Origin of the sequence: Haladaptatus paucihalophilus DX253 (genome assembly GCF_000376445.1) — an archaeon.
Lineage (GTDB): Archaea > Halobacteriota > Halobacteria > Halobacteriales > Haladaptataceae > Haladaptatus > Haladaptatus paucihalophilus.
On record NZ_AQXI01000001.1, the window covers coordinates 1,187,896 to 1,204,315 of the forward strand.

Annotated in this window: 12 protein-coding genes; 9 read left to right on the plus strand and 3 right to left on the minus strand. The window is 62.8% G+C overall.

What is annotated here, in order from left to right; genetic code table 11:
* Nucleotides 1-367: 367 nt before the first annotated feature.
* From B208_RS0106670 to B208_RS0106685, 4 genes are all read left to right on the plus strand, one after another.
* Nucleotides 368-748: a translation initiation factor IF-5A gene (locus B208_RS0106670; protein ID WP_007977927.1), complete on the plus strand. Its 381-nt coding sequence runs from the start codon at nt 368-370 to the stop codon at nt 746-748.
* Nucleotides 749-1,558, plus strand: a complete 810-nt coding sequence (speB, locus tag B208_RS0106675) for an agmatinase (RefSeq protein WP_007977928.1) — start codon at nt 749-751, stop codon at nt 1,556-1,558. It abuts the gene before it with no gap.
* 345 nt (nt 1,559-1,903) lie between these two features.
* Entirely contained in the window at nt 1,904-2,674 is a 771-nt protein-coding gene (locus tag B208_RS0106680; RefSeq protein WP_007977929.1) for a Nif3-like dinuclear metal center hexameric protein, read from the plus strand.
* A 385-nt stretch (nt 2,675-3,059) separates the two neighbouring features.
* On the plus strand, nt 3,060-4,088 hold the full coding sequence (locus B208_RS0106685) for a deoxyhypusine synthase (RefSeq protein ID WP_007977930.1): 1,029 nt from the start codon (nt 3,060-3,062) through the stop codon (nt 4,086-4,088).
* A gap of 12 nt (nt 4,089-4,100) precedes the next feature.
* Here B208_RS0106685 and B208_RS0106690 read toward each other — a convergent pair whose 3' ends face one another.
* Nucleotides 4,101-4,490, minus strand: a complete 390-nt coding sequence (locus B208_RS0106690) for a pyridoxamine 5'-phosphate oxidase family protein (protein ID WP_007977932.1) — start codon at nt 4,488-4,490, stop codon at nt 4,101-4,103.
* 78 nt (nt 4,491-4,568) lie between these two features.
* Nucleotides 4,569-4,889 carry a hypothetical protein gene (locus B208_RS0106695; RefSeq protein WP_007977934.1) on the minus strand — a complete coding sequence of 107 codons (321 nt, stop codon included), beginning with the start codon at nt 4,887-4,889 and terminating at the stop codon, nt 4,569-4,571.
* A gap of 379 nt (nt 4,890-5,268) precedes the next feature.
* Here B208_RS0106695 and B208_RS0106700 point away from each other — a divergent pair, with 379 nt between their 5' ends.
* Nucleotides 5,269-5,592 carry a hypothetical protein gene (locus tag B208_RS0106700; RefSeq protein ID WP_007977936.1) on the plus strand — a complete coding sequence of 108 codons (324 nt, stop codon included), beginning with the start codon at nt 5,269-5,271 and terminating at the stop codon, nt 5,590-5,592.
* A 66-nt stretch (nt 5,593-5,658) separates the two neighbouring features.
* On the opposite strand, the gene B208_RS0106705 is transcribed toward B208_RS0106700, so the two are convergent.
* Nucleotides 5,659-7,284: an NAD(P)/FAD-dependent oxidoreductase gene (locus tag B208_RS0106705; protein ID WP_018128779.1), complete on the minus strand. Its 1,626-nt coding sequence runs from the start codon at nt 7,282-7,284 to the stop codon at nt 5,659-5,661.
* 185 nt (nt 7,285-7,469) lie between these two features.
* Here B208_RS0106705 and B208_RS0106710 point away from each other — a divergent pair, with 185 nt between their 5' ends.
* The 4 genes from B208_RS0106710 (at nt 7,470) to B208_RS0106725 (ending at nt 16,331) form a co-directional block, all read left to right on the plus strand.
* Nucleotides 7,470-8,255 carry a helix-turn-helix transcriptional regulator gene (locus tag B208_RS0106710; protein ID WP_232423742.1) on the plus strand — a complete coding sequence of 262 codons (786 nt, stop codon included), beginning with the start codon at nt 7,470-7,472 and terminating at the stop codon, nt 8,253-8,255.
* Nucleotides 8,256-8,422: 167 nt separating this feature from the next.
* Complete coding sequence (locus tag B208_RS0106715; RefSeq protein ID WP_026177764.1) at nt 8,423-9,265, plus strand: ion transporter; 843 nt, start codon at nt 8,423-8,425, stop codon at nt 9,263-9,265.
* Between the two features lie 480 nt (nt 9,266-9,745).
* Nucleotides 9,746-15,907 (plus strand): PGF-pre-PGF domain-containing protein, encoded by a 6,162-nt coding sequence (locus tag B208_RS0106720; protein WP_232423743.1) that lies wholly within the window; start codon nt 9,746-9,748, stop codon nt 15,905-15,907.
* Between the two features lie 229 nt (nt 15,908-16,136).
* The gene (locus B208_RS0106725; RefSeq protein ID WP_007977946.1) at nt 16,137-16,331 is read left to right on the plus strand and encodes a cold-shock protein; all 195 of its coding nucleotides are present in this window, start codon (nt 16,137-16,139) and stop codon (nt 16,329-16,331) included.
* The last annotated feature ends 89 nt before the right edge of the window (nt 16,332-16,420 follow it).

Here is a 16,420-nt window from a genome sequence, read left to right on the forward strand (position 1 = left end):
ATCGATGACCAAGGTTCAGTTGTAGCAGGAACTCCGAGAACAAACCGGATGGTTTCCGTCGATTAGGCAGAAACGCGGAGCAAACACCAAGTCGTCGGTCAAACGACAACGAGGTCAACGCTCCGACGGAAAACCGAAGCGACGCGATAATCGTCCGCAAGGACGGTCGTGAAGACCAAGTAACGGACGGCGTGAAAACGGCGTTCGTGAAACTGGCGCAAGCCAGCCACGGTCGTAGGCGTCGTGGAAAACGTTTCCCATCCGGGTTCTATTCGGGGTTCCTGTGTATTCTTCACTCTCGACACCGATGGAGCGACAGCGGAGCGTTTCCAAACGGTTTATACCGACGGGAGGGCAATTCCGCGATATGGCGAAAGAGCAAAAGGAAGTCCGCGAGCTTAAAGAAGGCAACTACCTGATGATGGACGATGCCGCGTGCGTCATCAACTCCTACAGCACGGCAAAGCCCGGCAAACACGGTAGCGCGAAGGCCCGAATCGAGGGCAAAGGCGTTTTCGACGGCAAGAAGCGAAGCCTGAGCCAGCCCGTTGACGCGAAGATCTGGGTCCCGATCATCAACCGTAAACAGGGACAGGTCGTCAGCGTCGAAAGCGAAACCGTCGCACAGGTCATGGACCTCGACACCTACGAGACCATCACCATCAAGACGCCCGAGGGAATGGACATCTCGCCCGACGACACCATCGAGTACCTCGAGATGGAAGAACAACGTAAAATCGTACGTTAAATGTTCCCCGGCGCGTCTACCGACCGCGGACATGCGGACTTCGTGGTGGTGGGTGCGCCGCTCGACGTGTCCACCACGTTTCAACCCGGTACACGGTTCGGTCCCGACGAAATCCGGAAGTTTGCTCGGACGTTCGACGACTACGACCACCGAACCGGGCAGTATTTTTCCGATTGTTCAGTGCACGACCACGGTGACGTGTACGCGTGGGACGACGCCGAGGAGTACGTGGAGTACCTCGAAGGCGTCGTCACCGACGTGGTTTGGGACGACGCCGTTCCGCTCCTCCTCGGGGGCGAACACACCGTCACGGGGGCGGCCGTTCGCGCGACCGACCCCGACGTGTTCGTCTGCCTCGACGCCCACCTCGACTTGCGCGAGGAGTACGACGGCAACCCGTTGAGCCACGCGACCGTCACCCGCCACGTCCTCGACGTCGCCGACGAAGCGATTATCTTGGGCGCTCGAACCGGCAGCGAAGAAGAGTGGGAGCGCGCCGCGAAATCGGACGTGACCGTCGTGCCGCCGGAAGACGTGGCCGACTGGCAGCCCGATTTCGACGGCACCGCGTACCTCAGCGTGGACATCGACGGCGCCGACCCCGCGTTCGCGCCCGGCACCGGCACGATGGAACCGTTCGGCCTGTCGCCGCGAGAGATGCGCGACGTCGTGCGCGACGTCGCCGAAACGACGGACGTCGTCGGCTTCGATGTCGTCGAAGTGAACGACCGCGACGACGGCCAAGCGGCCTCCCTCGCCGGAAAGCTGTTGCGCGAGTTCGTGTTTTCACACGCCGGAACGACGGACTGAGCATCGTACCCGAAACGGGAGTTTGCAGTCATTTTTGAAAGACAGCAAGACAGCGAACGAGAGCGGATTGCAGAGATGCCGCTCCGTAGTCGAAACGGTCGTCCCGAAAAGCGGAGAGGCGCGGTTAGAGCGCGCGCCGTACTTTGCGCATGATACGTCGCCTGAACCGTCGTGGAAGACGTCGCCACGTGGACATGGCCTTACGGAGCTTGCTCATAACGAACACCTCGTCTGTCGCTTTTCCCCTGATGGGGACCTAAATATCGTCCCGGAAACCCCTTAACCGTGATGGCAGGCCGCGTGAAAGCCGGGGCATACAAGCCGCCGGAACCACGAGTGTCACGCATGAACCTCGCCGAACTCACCCAGCGGTACGACGACCAACTTCGAACAGGGGACTTCGCCGACATCGACGCCAGCGCGAACGGGCTACAGGTCGGCCCGGACGACCCCGAGTCCGTCACCGTGGAACGCGTCGCGTTCGCCGTGGACGCCGCGGAACAGACCATCGAGGAAGCGGTGGAGTGGGGTGCGGACGCGCTGGTCGTCCACCACGGACTCTCGTGGGGCGGTATCGAGCGCGTGACGGGGCGCGACTACCGACGAATCGCGCCGCTCATCGAGAACGACGTGGCGCTGTACGTGTCCCACCTCCCGCTCGACTCCCATCCCGAACTCGGCAACGCGGCAGGCATCGCCGACCTGCTCGGACTCGAATCGCGCGAGCCGTTCGGTCGGATGGGACCGGAACACATCGGCCAACAGGGTCACGGCGAATTCACGAGGGAGGAACTGGGCGAGCTGTTGGCCGACGAACTCGACACCGGCGGGCAAGGCGTACGAGGGTTCGATTTCGGTCCCGACGAGATCGAACACGTCGCCATCGTCACCGGCAGCGGTGCGGACTGGTTGGACGAGGCCGTCGACGTCGGAGCGGACGCGCTCGTTACCGGCGAAGGGAAACAGAAGGTCTACCACGAGGCGCGAGAGGCCGAACTGAACGTCTTCCTCGCGGGACATTACGCGACGGAGACGTTCGGCGTGCGCTCGCTCGAATCGCTCGCCGAGGACTGGGGCATGGTGACAACCTTCATCGACGCGCCAACTGGTCTGTAACTACACAGTCGCCGACCTACAACTACTCACGCGACCACGTACAACTACTCCTCCACTGACATACAACTACTCGTGTTCGGTAGCTGATTTTTCGTCGTTCGTCATACGATTTCGTCGAAACAGGAGGTATTAAAAGGGGTGGCGACGAGGAAACGGACGTGTCCTGCGGGTTTCTACGGCCCGAGAGGACCGCCGGAACCATCGAGGTCACGTTCCGGTCTCGCCGGACACGGGCCGCCGCCGACCGGCCCCGATAGCCGAACTTCGGTTACGGCTAATCGAAGCGCCGCTGGCCGCTGACCTCGCGCCACGCGCGCCCTCGTGGCAGTCGGCAACACAGTTTCTAACCGGGACATTGAATCGCCTGTAGCCGACACTGTGGAGTATGAACGACGACCACGGCGACGGAGACGACCACGACGAACATCACGTCCACCGCGAGGAGTTTCACCACGACCCGATAGCCCACGCGGAAGTGCGTGCGGGCATGACCGTCGGCGAACTGGCCGACGAGTACGGGGCCGCGGGTGTCGGTGCTGCGAACCTCCACAAGGCCGTGGACATCTACGCCGACATGCTCTCCGACGACGTGACCAACTTCTTCGGCCTCGCGGGCGCGATGGTGCCGACCGGCATGCGCAAAATCGTCGCAGACCTCATCCGAGACGGGCACATCGACGCGCTGGTGACGACCGGCGCGAACCTTACCCACGACGCCATCGAGGGCATCGGGGGAAAGCACCACCACGGGAGAGATGAGCAGGACGACAAATCCATGCGCGAACACGACGAGCAACTGCGCGACGAGGAAGTGGACCGAATCTACAACGTCTATCTTCCACAAGAGCACTTCGCGCTGTTCGAGTCCCACCTCCGCTCTGAAGTGTTCCCGAACATCGAGGAGACGGTCACCATCCAGCGCATGGTCGAGGAACTCGGCCGCGCGAACAGCGAGGTGAACGAACGCGAGGGAATCGAGGAGGACGCCGGAATCGCGGCGGCGGCCTACGAGAACGACGTTCCCATCTACTGTCCGGCAGTGCAGGATTCAGTTCTCGGCTTGCAGGCGTGGATGTACTCCCAGACCTCCGATTTCCAACTGGACGCGCTGAAAGACATGACCCACCTCACGGACCTCGCGTTCGAGGCAGAGACTTCCGGCGCGATGGTGGTCGGCGGCGGCGTGCCCAAAAACTACGTCCTTCAGACGATGCTCGTCTCGCCCAAGGCCTACGACTACGCCGTCCAGTTGACGATGGACCCGCCACAGACCGGCGGCCTCTCCGGTGCCACGCTGGACGAAGCGCGCTCGTGGGGCAAACTCGAAAAGGCCGCCCGAAACGTCTCCGTCTACGCCGACGCGACCATCACGCTTCCGCTGGTCGTCGCCGCCGCGCGGGAGCGAATCGAGTAGAGTAATCGAAAATCAGTAGCGGGTAAACGTCCCCGACCCGACTTCGATTTTCACGAGCGTGTTCTCGGGGTAAGCGTCCGCATCCGCACCGTATCGCGGGTTGATTCGCTCGGCGGCTTTGAGCGTCTCCTCCTCGTCCTCGACGACCATCGCCGTTCCCTGCATCGTGACCTTCCACTCCGCCCGTCCGGCGGTGTCCTGCTGGACCGAAACCGCGACGCGCGGGTTCTCACGGATGTTCGCCAGTTTCCGACCGCCGGTGAGAATCGAGACCGTTCCGTCGTCGTAGTGGTACCAGACCGGCGCGACGTGCGGTCTGTCGTCGGAACACGTTGCGAGGTGCGCCATCACGGATTCCTCCGCGAGGCACGCTTCGGCGTCGTCGGGGAGAACGTCTGCCATAGTTGAAGAGAGGGACGGGAGAAGAAAAGCGGTTTCGTAGCGACTCTATTCCTGACAGTTTCGTTCGAGAAGTGCCGGTTACACCGCGTCGTCCGGGTCGTGACGGTCGCGCATGCGCTCCGCTTCCTTCGCGTACCGATCACTGGTTTCGGCGTCGGTGACGGGCGTCAAACGCTCCGATTCGACCGTGATTGCCGCCGTCACTTCCGGTCCCGGCGCGGTTCCGAACCGATTGAACGCCCGCTCTTTCTGCAGGTAGCGAGCACCGTCCGGCGTCGCGTAGACCGTCACCAAGATGTGCGGCGAATCTGCCGAGAACGTCCGTTCGACCATCCAGACCCGTTCGGTCCGCCCCGACTCGGAAACGGCGTGTTCCGACCCGGATTCGTCTACGTGCATGCGGCTATATTCGACCTCCGCGGCCTTGTACACTGACAGTAGTTCCCGGCTCCCGAGAACGGACGGGGCACCCGCAACCCGACGAAGGGCGACGGAAACGCTCTTTTCCCCGGTGTCCCTATCGCCGGATGGCCGATGACGAGAACGGCGTTCCGAACCGGCGTGGCGGCTGGTTATGACGAACCCTATGAGTGCCGAGGCCACCGCGTTTACTCGTCTCGTGTCGACGGTTGGGTCGTTATCAACACGGATAGCACAACGAAGGAATCAATTCCGTGAACATATTGTTTCATAATTTAATCTAGAAAAGATATATATTTATAAACTATATTTTATCTAATGCATATCTGATGAAAATACAGAAGGCAGAAGATCGTTTGTGAAAAAGGCCGCCGCGTCGTTGGTCGTCGGTGGTATAGCGGCGACCGGAACGGCCGCCGCCGCAAAGGAAAACGAACTCATCGTGACGGCACCGGGCAACGGCAGCGGACAATTCGATATCGAAGTTCCGGATTCGGGTGTGGTATACAAGGACAAAGAGCTACTCGACCGAGACCATCTCGAAGTGACAAGTCACGGTACTGCGATTGCCTACGGATACGTCGGTAGCGGTCAGGACCGAATTCTCTTCGACGGCGACCCGGGCGACGTGAATCCCATCGACGTTCCGGCCGATATCGAGACAGAAATCCGATCGCTCTAGAAACAGAACTCGAACGAACGGCAACCGAACCGACATCCGTTTTTTACTAATACGAGAGAACGCGGCTTACTCCATCTCTGGAAGCTGGAAGTCGAAGAGTTGCTCGCGGAGATGGTCCGGCGATTCGGTCTTCCCCCACGTGATGAACGCCTCGACGAGTTCCGGATCGCTGAAATCGACGTGACGGGCATCCTCGTTCCCCCAGTCGTAGACGTGCTTCGGCAGCCACTCGGCGTCGCGCAGTTCGCCGAGGATGACCTCGGCCGCCGCCTCGGCCGACACTTCTCCGGTCGCGTAGTCGTCGAGTGCGACCGATGTGATCTCGAATATCGCACTCGCATCAGGGGCGAACGGCGCTTCGTCGCCCGGTCTGCGTTCGGTGAGCAGGCCGTCGAAGACCGCGCACTCGCCCGATTCGAGGTAGTCGAAACAGTGGCGCTGGATGTAGAGGTCCTCGAACAACATCTGTGCGAGCGCGAACTGTGCCCACGCGTTCCAGACGGCGAAGTCACCGAGCGCCTTGTACGCGTTGCTGACGGTGGCATCGACCGTCTCGGTCTGCTCGCGGTGGAGCTCGTCGAGCCGCTCGAAGCGCTCGGCCGAGAAGTCTTCGGCCTCGAACGCGTCCAATAGGAGGTTCGTCGAGACGAACACCGACTCGAAGGTGTGCACCAGGCCGAGGGAGTACAGCGGGTCAACGAAGCCGTACGTGCTTCCCGTCAGGAAGTGGCGATGGCCGGACGAGCGACTGGCGCTGCGTTGGAGGCGTCCCGTTCGAATCCACGGCATCGTCGGCTCGACACCCTCGAGGTGATGCGCGATACCGGGGAACCGCTCGACGATGCCGAAGAACTCCTCCTCAGGGGTCACGGACTCATCGACCGGGTAGGCGTCGCGGTCGAGCACTAACCCGACGCTCGCCTTCGTCGCGTCCGAGCGCTCGAAGTTATCGAACGGAATGACCCACATCCAGCCGCCGTCGAAGACGTGGTGGAGTGTCCCGTCGTGGAGACGGTTCGACTGTCCGGGACGGTCGGCTTCGGCGATCACGTCGTCGAACGGCTCCAGTCCCTCTACGTGTGCGAAGATGGCCCGAGAGTCGGTGGCGAACGCTGGCGCGTCCTCGCGGTAGCCGCGCTCCTCGGCGAGGACCGAGTTGCCACCGGTCGCGTCGACGTAGAAGGCGGCTGTCGTCGTCCCGTCGTCGGTGGTGACGGTAACCTCATCGGAATCGATATCGACATCGACGATGGGCATCTCTTCGACGTATTCGACGCCATACGCCTCGGCGGTCTCGACGAGGTAGTGGTCGATATCGGCGCGCAGGAAGTGACTCTCGCTGTAGAACGGCAACTGCGGCGGGATGAGTTGGTGGACGTCGTCGCCGTCGAACGACTCGCCCTCTCGGTGGTAGCTGAACGCAATCGAGTGTTTGATCCCGCACGACGACGTGATGTTGTTTACGACCTCGTTTGCGTCGCTCAGATACCGTATCTCCGGGATATCGAAGTATTCGCCGACTATCCACATCCACATCGAACTCTGTGGTAACAGTCCTTCACCGATGACGAAGCGTGGATGTGCACCCGCCTCGACCAGCAGCACGTCCAGCCCGGCGTCGGCGAGGATCGTCGCCGTCGTCGATCCGGCGATGCCGGATCCGCCCACGATTACGTCGTAGTCGGTGGTCATCGTTCCCCTCTGCATATTGCCGCCGTAGCCACAGTGGGAACGGGTGTCGTCCTGTGTAGCACCATACCATCCATGGTGTCAGGTGGTTGATTTCCGCGGTTATAGTCACCGGTGGGACAATGTTTCACAGCTGAACAGTCCGGTGATTCCTGAAACGTTATATCGGACAGTGAAGATGTGAGCGTATGGATCAATCGGCACTCGATGACGACATTCAGTTGCTGCGACGGGCTCCGATGCTGGCTGCCTGTCGTAATGATCCTGTGAGTCGCTCGACTATCGCAGAACGGGCGGACTGTTCGCGGACAACAGCGTACCGGGCGACGACTGAACTCGTCGAAGAGGGGCTACTCGGAAAAGTCGACGACGGCTATCGACTCACTGGCTTCGGGACGACGACGCTCGATCGCATCGAACAGTTCCGGGCGGCACTCGATGGAGCCAGACAACTCCGGCCGGTGTTGGACTATATCGACGCCCCAGTGTTGCGTGCAAACGCCCATCTGTTCGCGGACGCGACGGTCATCGAGGCTGACTCCGAGGCACCCTACGCCATCGAACAGCACCTAGAGTCCATCATTGCCAACACCAACGAGCGCATCTACGGCGTCTCGACGAGTTTCGGCTCACCGATAACCCTCACCCGAACGGTCGACCGAGTCGAGGCTGGCGTCGAGTTCGAGTGGGGCCTCCCACGAGCGGTACTCGATCGCCTCGAAAACCAGCACGGCGACTTGCACACAACGGTTCGAGCCCATCAGAATACCACTGTGCACATCGTTGAGGACGCGGTGGTCGACTTCTCCCTCTACGACGACACGCTCGTGCTCACTGGCTTCGACAGCGACCGCGGAACGCTGGCTGCCGTCGCTATCACGGATAGCCCCGACGCCCGTGCATGGGCCGATAGACTCTACCGTCGATACAGGCATCGGGCAGATACACTCGATTCGACAGCGCAGTCTGGATAGGCGATTCCGAAAAGCGAGCAGGAATTCGGGCAAAATTCGCGCCACAACGGGGACGCCGCGGAAGGAAAGAGCGCCCGCCGACTCGCTCACACGACTCCCCCACCTGTCCCCGGAAACCCAGCGACTGGTCGGTGCTATTCTTTATCTCCCGCTCTGTATTCCATAGTATGGGGAGTCACGGAGCGCTACGAGCACCACGCGATTTTCGAGAGCGGGTGCAGTTTTACCTCGTAGACCACCGAACGCCGCTCGGGAAGGCGATCGATATCTGGCTACTGGTGTTGAACCTGCTGTTCGTCGGCGTCTTCGTCGCACAAACGTACTCCGTTTCGGCGACGATGGAGGCGTGGCTGTGGCGATTCGAAGTCGGCATCGCACTCGTGTTCGTAGCGGAGTACGTCCTCAGGCTGTACGGTGCCCAGAACCGCCTTGCGGAGTTCACGAACCCGTATACGATGGTCGACTTGCTATCGGTGTTCCCGACGATGGCCGTGTTGTTCCTGCCTATTCCCGTGATCATCATCAATATCGGGTTCCTCCGGGTCATTCGCGTCGTTCGGGTGCTTCGGTTCTACCGATTTACGCAGGACGAGGAGTTCTTCTTCGGAACCGTGTCGGTCGGCACCCTCCGGACCATGAAACTCCTGCTGACGGTGTTGGTCATCTTCTTTGTCTCCGCGGGCCTGTTCTTCAGCGTCGAGCACCGGGTAAATCCCGCCGTGAACAACTTCGGTGACGCGTTCTACTACACGGTCGTAACCCTCACGACTGTCGGGTTCGGAGACATAATTCCGCTCACCTGGATGGGCCGGTGGGTGACGGTGGCTGGCGTGCTCGCCGCTATCATCCTCGTCCCGTGGCAGGCCGGGAAGATAGTTCGAGAATGGGCGCACCGGGAGAAAGTCAACGTCACGTGTCCCCAGTGTGGTCTCTCCTACCACGACCCGGATGCGTCGCACTGTAAAGCGTGCGGGCACGTCATCTATCAGGAGTACGACTCGCGGCAGTAGGGTAGAAGATAGAGAAACCGCATACGTTCCCGATATCTTCGGCCACCCCTCCGGCGGCAACGGGAGCAGTTCGAAACCCCCCGCAAGTCACAATGCAATGTTGATATTTGTGGCGACGATTCGGTCGACTTCATACCCCAACTGATTTGTACCTGTACTGACTTCAGCGTATGAACGAATCTTTAGTATCGAATCTGATAATTGCACCACACAACCCAATTCACAATCATGATACAAAATCACGCCCGCATTCGTGTAGTTTTTATTTCAATTATACTTGTTTTGATGGTGGTCGTCGGGACTGGCCCACCAGCGGTGAGGGGTGCAACCAATATAACCACCTATATAAATAACGAAGATCGGGTGATTGCTCCGTCAGAGTCCTTTGGCTATTATACGGTCGGTCTCTCCGGGGATCACTACATCTACGTCGTCCTCGACGAGAATGGTGACGGGTTTTACAACGCTACTGAACAATACATGAACGTCTCAGTTTCCACGAGCGATAACTCCTTTAACGACCGTTTTCCTGCCGGAAAGACCGCTGGCTTGGATGGAACGTACGACGTGTATGCGGTTAGCGACAATTCCTTCCCCGATAAAACGCTCGACGCTGGCGATAACCTGACGAGCGGGACACCAGCCCAAGTCACCATCGACGGCAGCGCGCCGTGGGTCTCCGACGTGAACCTCACGAACCCGTCGGGCCAAACGCTCGAATTCTCCTTCACGACGAACGAGCAGTTGAACGGAACGTCCGTCTCGCTCACCGGCCCGGAACCGACGACGACGTTCACCAAGGGCGATTTCACCGAAACCAACGACAGCGGAACCTACACGTACACCGTCTCCTACGCGGGGGCGAGCGACGGCGACTACACGGCGGACGTCACGCTCGCCAACGATACGGTCGGCAACGACGCCGCGACCAACCAGTCGGCGTCGGCGCTGACGGACAGCGTTACCGTCGATACGGTTCCGCCAGGGCTACAGAGTATCGAGACGGAAGTCGGGAGCACCACCGCGGTGCTCACGTTCAACGAGAGCGTCGTCGATGAGGGCGGCAACGCGCTCACCGCGGGCGACCTGCAGTTCACGGACGGCAACGGGGGTGGCGCGACGAGCATCAGTTCGGTGAGTCACACGGCCGGGTCGGACACGGCGACGGTGACGTTCGACGCCGCCGTTTCGGCGACCGACCTCGGGAACGACACCATCGCCCCGAATGCGAGTCGCGTGTACGACCCGTACGGGAACGCCGCGGTGACGGCGGCGAAATCGTTGCGGGATACGGTGGGACCGAACGCGCCGACCGGCGCGTCGGCGTCCGACATCAACGCGAGCAATCAGGGCGATTACACCGTCTCGGTGACGCTGCCGGACGACCACGAGGCAGGAACGGTACAACTGTCGCTCGACGGCGGAGCGGTGACGAACAGCACGACGGTCGCGGCCGAATCCGACGCCGATTCGAGCGGCGAGACGGTCACGTTCGGCAACCTCGACGCGTCCGGCCTCGCCGAGGGGTCGATTTCGATAGGTGCGACGTTCACCGACTACGGCGGGAATTCGAACGCCGCGCCGGGACTGGCGAGCGTGACGAAGGACACCGGTCTCCCGGGAGTGGTCGACGCCAGCATCTCGAACGCGCCGATCGGGACGTACGATACCGGGACCCAGCAGACCGTGACCGTCGCGTTCGACGAGGCCCTGAACCAGAGCATCTCCCCGACGGTCGAAATCACGAACCTCAACCGGACCTACGCCGTCAGCGGGGGGTTCGACGACGCCACGACGTGGACGGGGACGGTCACCATCGCGGACGACGACGAACAGCGGACGGCGACCATCGCGGTATCGAACGCGACCGACACGGTGGGGAACGTGATGACCCCCGACGGGTCGAACACGTTTCAGGTCGATAGCACGGGACCGGCGAAGCCCGATTCGACCGCCGCGGGCAACGTCACGCGGAGCAACCGAACCGACTACAACGTCACGGTGACCTTCGTTACCAATTCACAGGCCGACGAAGTGAGCGTCAAGGTGACGGACGGAACGACGGCAGTCGTTTCCAATCGGAGCATCACGCCCGGAACCGAGACGGTGACCGTCACCGGAATCGACGTGTCCTCGCTGGACGACGGCGCGATTACGGCGACCGCGCTGGCGCTCGACGGCGGGTATGCCAACACGGAGGGGTACGCCGCCCCGACGACGGTGACGAAGGACACGAAACGGCCGAGCGCGTCGTCGATAACCATCGGCGACGGCGAAATCAACGATGCGGACGCCGGAACCGCACGGACGGTGACGGTCACGTTCGACGAGGCGATGAACCGGAGCGTGAGTCCGACCGTGGCAGTCACGGACCTCAATCGAACGTACACCGTCAGCGGCGGGTTCGACAGCGACACGACGTGGACGGGGACGGTCACCATCGCGGACGACGACGAGACGACGACGGGGAACGTCACGGTGTCCGGTGCGGCGGACAGCATCGGCAACGGACTGGTGGCGGCGACCCACGCGTTCTCGGTCGATACGGAGACGCCGACGATAACCGGGTTCGGCGTGACGCACACCGGCGGCGGAACGGTCGCGGTGTCGTTCAACGCCAGCGAATCCCTCGACGCGGCGTCCGTCGCTCTCGATACGCCGTCGGGGACGACGACGCTGGGGTCGTTCACCGAATCCGGGAGCGGTCCGTACGAGTACACCGCGACGTATTCGAGCGGCGGCGACGGGTCCTACACGGCCACGCTGGACGCGGCGCGGGACGCGGCGGGCAACGACGGGGCGACGGGGCAGTCCGACGGCGTGACCGTGGACACGACGCCCCCGACGTTCGGGAATCCGACGCCCGAGGGTGCGACCGTCACCGACAACGAGTCCGTGCTCTCCGTCGATATCGCCGACGCGACCGGGAGCGTCGATGGCGGTTCGATTCGCGTCACGGTGGACGACGCGAACGGAACGAAGCTCGCCGCCGTCGGAACGGCCCACGGCGGCGTGTCCTTCGGCGGCGGGACGCTCACCATCGACCCGACGGGGGCCGGAATCAGGTTGGCCGACGGCGGCGTGAACGTCACCGTCTCGGCGAACGACACGGCGGGCAACGGGAACGCGACCGAGTTCTCGTTCGTCGTCGATACGACGGCACCGACGTTCGCCGACCCCGTTCCGACCGGAACGGTGACGGACAACCGGACGGCGATTAACGTGGACATCGCCGACGCGACGACGAACGTGGACGAGGGGAGCATCCGGGTGACGCTCAGCAACGCGAGCGGACAGTTGTTCGGCGGCGGAACCGCAACTGACGGCGTGTCCTTCGGCGGCGGGACGCTCACCATCGACCCGACGGGAACGGGGATTCCGACGCTGCCGAACGGTACCGTCACCGTGAACGTCTCGGCGAACGATACGGTCGGGAACGAGGGAACGACCGGGTACGCGTTCGGCGTGGACGTGCCGCCCTACATCAGCGGTTTCGCGGCGACGAAGGCCGGAGGCATGGACGTTGACGTGTCGTTCGATTCGACGGACCAACTCGACGCGGTGGGGGTCGCGGTGAGCGGCGCGGAGAGCGGCACGCTCACGACGAGCGACTTCACCGCGACACCGGACGGAACCGGGGGATACACCTACGCGGCGACGTACACCGGGAGGACCGACGGAAACTACACGTTCGAGTTGGTCACCGCGGACGACGGCCGGACCGACGGCGCGACCGGCCAAACGGAAACCGTGCTCGTCGACGACACGGCACCAGCGGTGACCCTCTCGGCACCCGACGGCGGGGCGACCGTCCGCGGCGGGGAGGCGATACCCATCGAGTGGACCGCGACGGATTCCGTGAGCGTCGACACGGTTTCCATCGCGTACAGCACCGACGGCGGCGGAAACTGGACGACAGTCCGGTCCGACACGGCGAATGACGGAACCGAAGACTGGACGATACCCGCCGTCGATTCCGGGTCCGTATCGGTTCGCGTCAGCGCGACTGACACGAGCGGCAACGTCGGCAGCGACGCCAGCGACGCGACGTTCGCCATCGACTCGACCGCACCGACGGTCGGAAACTACACCGTAACCAACCCCGGCGGGCAGGACGTCACCGTCACCTTCGACGCCGACGAACGGTTGGCGACTATCTCCGCGGCCGTCTCGGGGAGCGAGTCGGGGACGCTGACGAGGGCGGATTTCTCCGAGACGGCGACCGGAAGCGGGACGTACACCTACGCGGCGACCTACGCGGGGTCGAGCGACGGGAACTACACCGCGACGCTGAACGTAGCGGCGGACGACGCGGGCAACGACGGTGCGTCCGGGCAGTCAGAGAGCGCCGACGTCGATACCACTACGCCGTCGTTGTCCAACTTCCGCCTGACCAATCCCAGCGGGCGAAACCTGACGGTCGCGTTCGACAGCGACGAACCCCTCGGGACGCTCGAGGTCGCCATCTCCGGCGCGGAGAGCGCGACGCTGACGCTCGCGGACTTCTCGCGGTCCGGCACCACGTACACCGCGACGTACCGTTCGGGGGCCGACGGGAACTACACCGCGACGCTGAACGCGGCGGCGGACGGCGCGGGCAACGACGGTGCGTCCGGCGAGACGGACGGCATCGGCATCGACACGACGCCGCCGACGATTTCGAACGTCTCCGTCTCGAATCCGACGCGCCAAGAGGTGCGCCTGCGCTTCGATAGCTCGGAACGGCTCTCGGCGGTCCGCGTCACCGTCTCCGGTGCCGAAACGGCCACGCTGACCCGGAGCAATCCGTCGGCGAACGGCGGGACCTACGTCGTCACGTACACTGGCAGCGTGGACGGAACCTACACGGCGACGCTCGACCAAGCGCTCGACGACGCGGGCAACGACGGTTCGAGCGGCGAATCTGGGACCGTCACGGTGGACGCCACACCGCCGAGCGTCTCGACGGTCAACGCGACGAACCCCGCCGGGAACGAAATTCGGGTTCGAATCGAGAGCTCGGAGCAACTCTCGTCCCTCGACGTCGCCATCTCCGGCGCGGAGAACGAGACCCTGACGCTCGCGGACTTCGCCGAGAACGACACGACGTACACCGCGTCCTACGACGGGAGTTCGGACGGTCAGTACGACGTGACGCTCGTCGGGTTCGCGGATACCGCGGACAACGAGGGAACGGCGGGACAGACGGATTCCGTGACGTTGCAGGCGCGCCCGCCGACCATCTCGAACTTCGTGGCCACCAACCCAGCCGACAGGCGTGTTGTCGTCGGCTTCGATAGCTCCGACCACCTTTCGGCCGCCACCGTCACCATCGGCGGTGCGGAGAACGCCACGTTGACGTTGCCCGACTTCACCGAAAACGGGACGTCGTACACCGCGACCTACAACGGCAGCGTGGACGGTACCTACACGGCGACGCTCGACCAAGCGCTCGACGACGCGGGCAACGACGGGTCGTCGGGAGAAGTCGCCAGCGTCACCATCAACACGACACGAACCGGAACGGGAGGAAACGGGACCGGTGGCGGCGATGGGGGCGGCGGTGGGAGCGGCGGAAATGGAAGTGATGGGAGCGGCGGAAGCGGAAACGATGGCGGCGGAAACGGCAGTAGCCCCGGAACCGGTTCCGGGTCCGATTCCACGGGAACCGACGCCGACGCGCACGACCCGAAACTCTCCGTGGATGTCACGCGCGGGACGAACGAGACGACGAACGTCTCCGTGAGAAACGCCGATGCGAACCAGCGGGTCGGCGTGGCGTTCGGCAACGAGACCGGCTCGAACGGCGTGAACCTCAGCCGGTTGAACCTCACCGTCGAGCGGCCGATGGACTACAGTCTGACCGTCAACGCCTCCGCCGCCCGGCTCGGCGACGCGTCCGACTTCGGCGGCCACGCGGTCGGGTTCGTCGAGGTCGACCACTCGGTCCGCGACGCCGACATCGACGGCGCGGGACTCACATTCCGAATCGACACCCGCCGCTTCGAGGAGACCGGTATGGACGCCACCGAGGCGGTGGTCTACCGGTACCACGGCGGCAGGTGGAACGCCCTCGACACCAGCGTGGTCGGCAGAGACGGCGGCGAGTACGTCTTGCGGGCCGACTCCCCCGGCCTGTCGGTGTTCGCGGTCGGACTTCGGGACGCGGACCTGCTCTCGGTGACGGGTGCGAGCCTCTCGAAACCGTCCGCCGCGGTCGGCGCTCCCGTCACGGCGTCCGCGACGATCACGAATCGAGGGAACTGGTTGGCGAACGACTCGCTCGCCGTGACGGCCAACGGGACGACGCTGGCCGCTCGAACCGTCACTATTCCGGCCGGGGAGACGGTAACGGTCACGTTCGACGTGACGCGCGACCACCCCGGAACTTACGGCATCGCCATCGACGACGTATCGGCCGGGACCGTCGCCTTCTCCAGGGCGGCCGACGAGAACCGGGAGACGTCTCGAACGACGACCACCGACGTCGGGACGACGAAGGAAACCTCAACGGCGACGTTGCGGGCGACGCCCGGAACGACCGAGAAGGCGTTCGATGCAGGCACCACGCGGCAGACGGGCGGCGGTCCCAACGGTTGGCTGTTCGCGGGCCTCGCCGTCGTCGCCGTTCTCGTGGCGCTCCTCGTGAGACGTGTGCGGTGAGTTGCTATCGAGAGAAAGCGACCCATCCATGGGAGCGAGACGATTATGTGGATACCACGGAAGTCGGCGCTCCTTGTGACGAATCGGTCACCATATCCACGAATAACCCACCATACGTGTCCGGATGACCAGATACCGGTGGCTAGAAACTGAATTCGTCTAAAAAAACGTGATTTTTGAAAACGAATGCGGAACCCTTAACCGTGTCGTGGGACTGTGTATAATCGTAATGGCAAACGGTAAAGTTGATTTCTTCAACGACACAGGCGGCTACGGTTTCATAGAGACGGACGACGCGGACGAGGACGTTTTCTTCCACATGGAAGACGTTGGCGGCGAGGATCTCACGGAAGGTACCGAAATCGAATTCGACATCGAGCAGGCCCCCAAGGGTCCGCGCGCGAAGAACGTCGTTCGACAGTAAACTCGAATTTTCGCACCGTCGCCACACGGCGACAGGGCGCACTTTCGTTTCTTTCAATGCACTCGCTCTCCGAGAGCGATGGCTCTGAC

Excerpts from the sequence above, each read along its gene's own strand:
- B208_RS0106715 (WP_026177764.1), top strand. The coding sequence starts at position 8,423 with ATGGGGAGTCACGGAGCGCTACGAGCACCACGCGATTTTCGAGAGCGG.
- B208_RS0106670 (WP_007977927.1), top strand. The coding sequence starts at position 368 with ATGGCGAAAGAGCAAAAGGAAGTCCGCGAGCTTAAAGAAGGCAACTAC.
- B208_RS0106690 (WP_007977932.1), bottom strand. The coding sequence starts at position 4,490 with ATGGCAGACGTTCTCCCCGACGACGCCGAAGCGTGCCTCGCGGAGGAA.
- B208_RS0106685 (WP_007977930.1), top strand. The coding sequence starts at position 3,060 with ATGAACGACGACCACGGCGACGGAGACGACCACGACGAACATCACGTC.
- B208_RS0106705 (WP_018128779.1), bottom strand. The coding sequence starts at position 7,284 with ATGACCACCGACTACGACGTAATCGTGGGCGGATCCGGCATCGCCGGA.
- B208_RS0106695 (WP_007977934.1), bottom strand. The coding sequence starts at position 4,889 with ATGCACGTAGACGAATCCGGGTCGGAACACGCCGTTTCCGAGTCGGGG.
- B208_RS0106725 (WP_007977946.1), top strand. The coding sequence starts at position 16,137 with ATGGCAAACGGTAAAGTTGATTTCTTCAACGACACAGGCGGCTACGGT.
- B208_RS0106680 (WP_007977929.1), top strand. The coding sequence starts at position 1,904 with ATGAACCTCGCCGAACTCACCCAGCGGTACGACGACCAACTTCGAACA.
- B208_RS0106720 (WP_232423743.1), top strand. The coding sequence starts at position 9,746 with ATGAACGTCTCAGTTTCCACGAGCGATAACTCCTTTAACGACCGTTTT.
- B208_RS0106710 (WP_232423742.1), top strand. The coding sequence starts at position 7,470 with ATGGATCAATCGGCACTCGATGACGACATTCAGTTGCTGCGACGGGCT.
- speB (WP_007977928.1), top strand. The coding sequence starts at position 749 with ATGTTCCCCGGCGCGTCTACCGACCGCGGACATGCGGACTTCGTGGTG.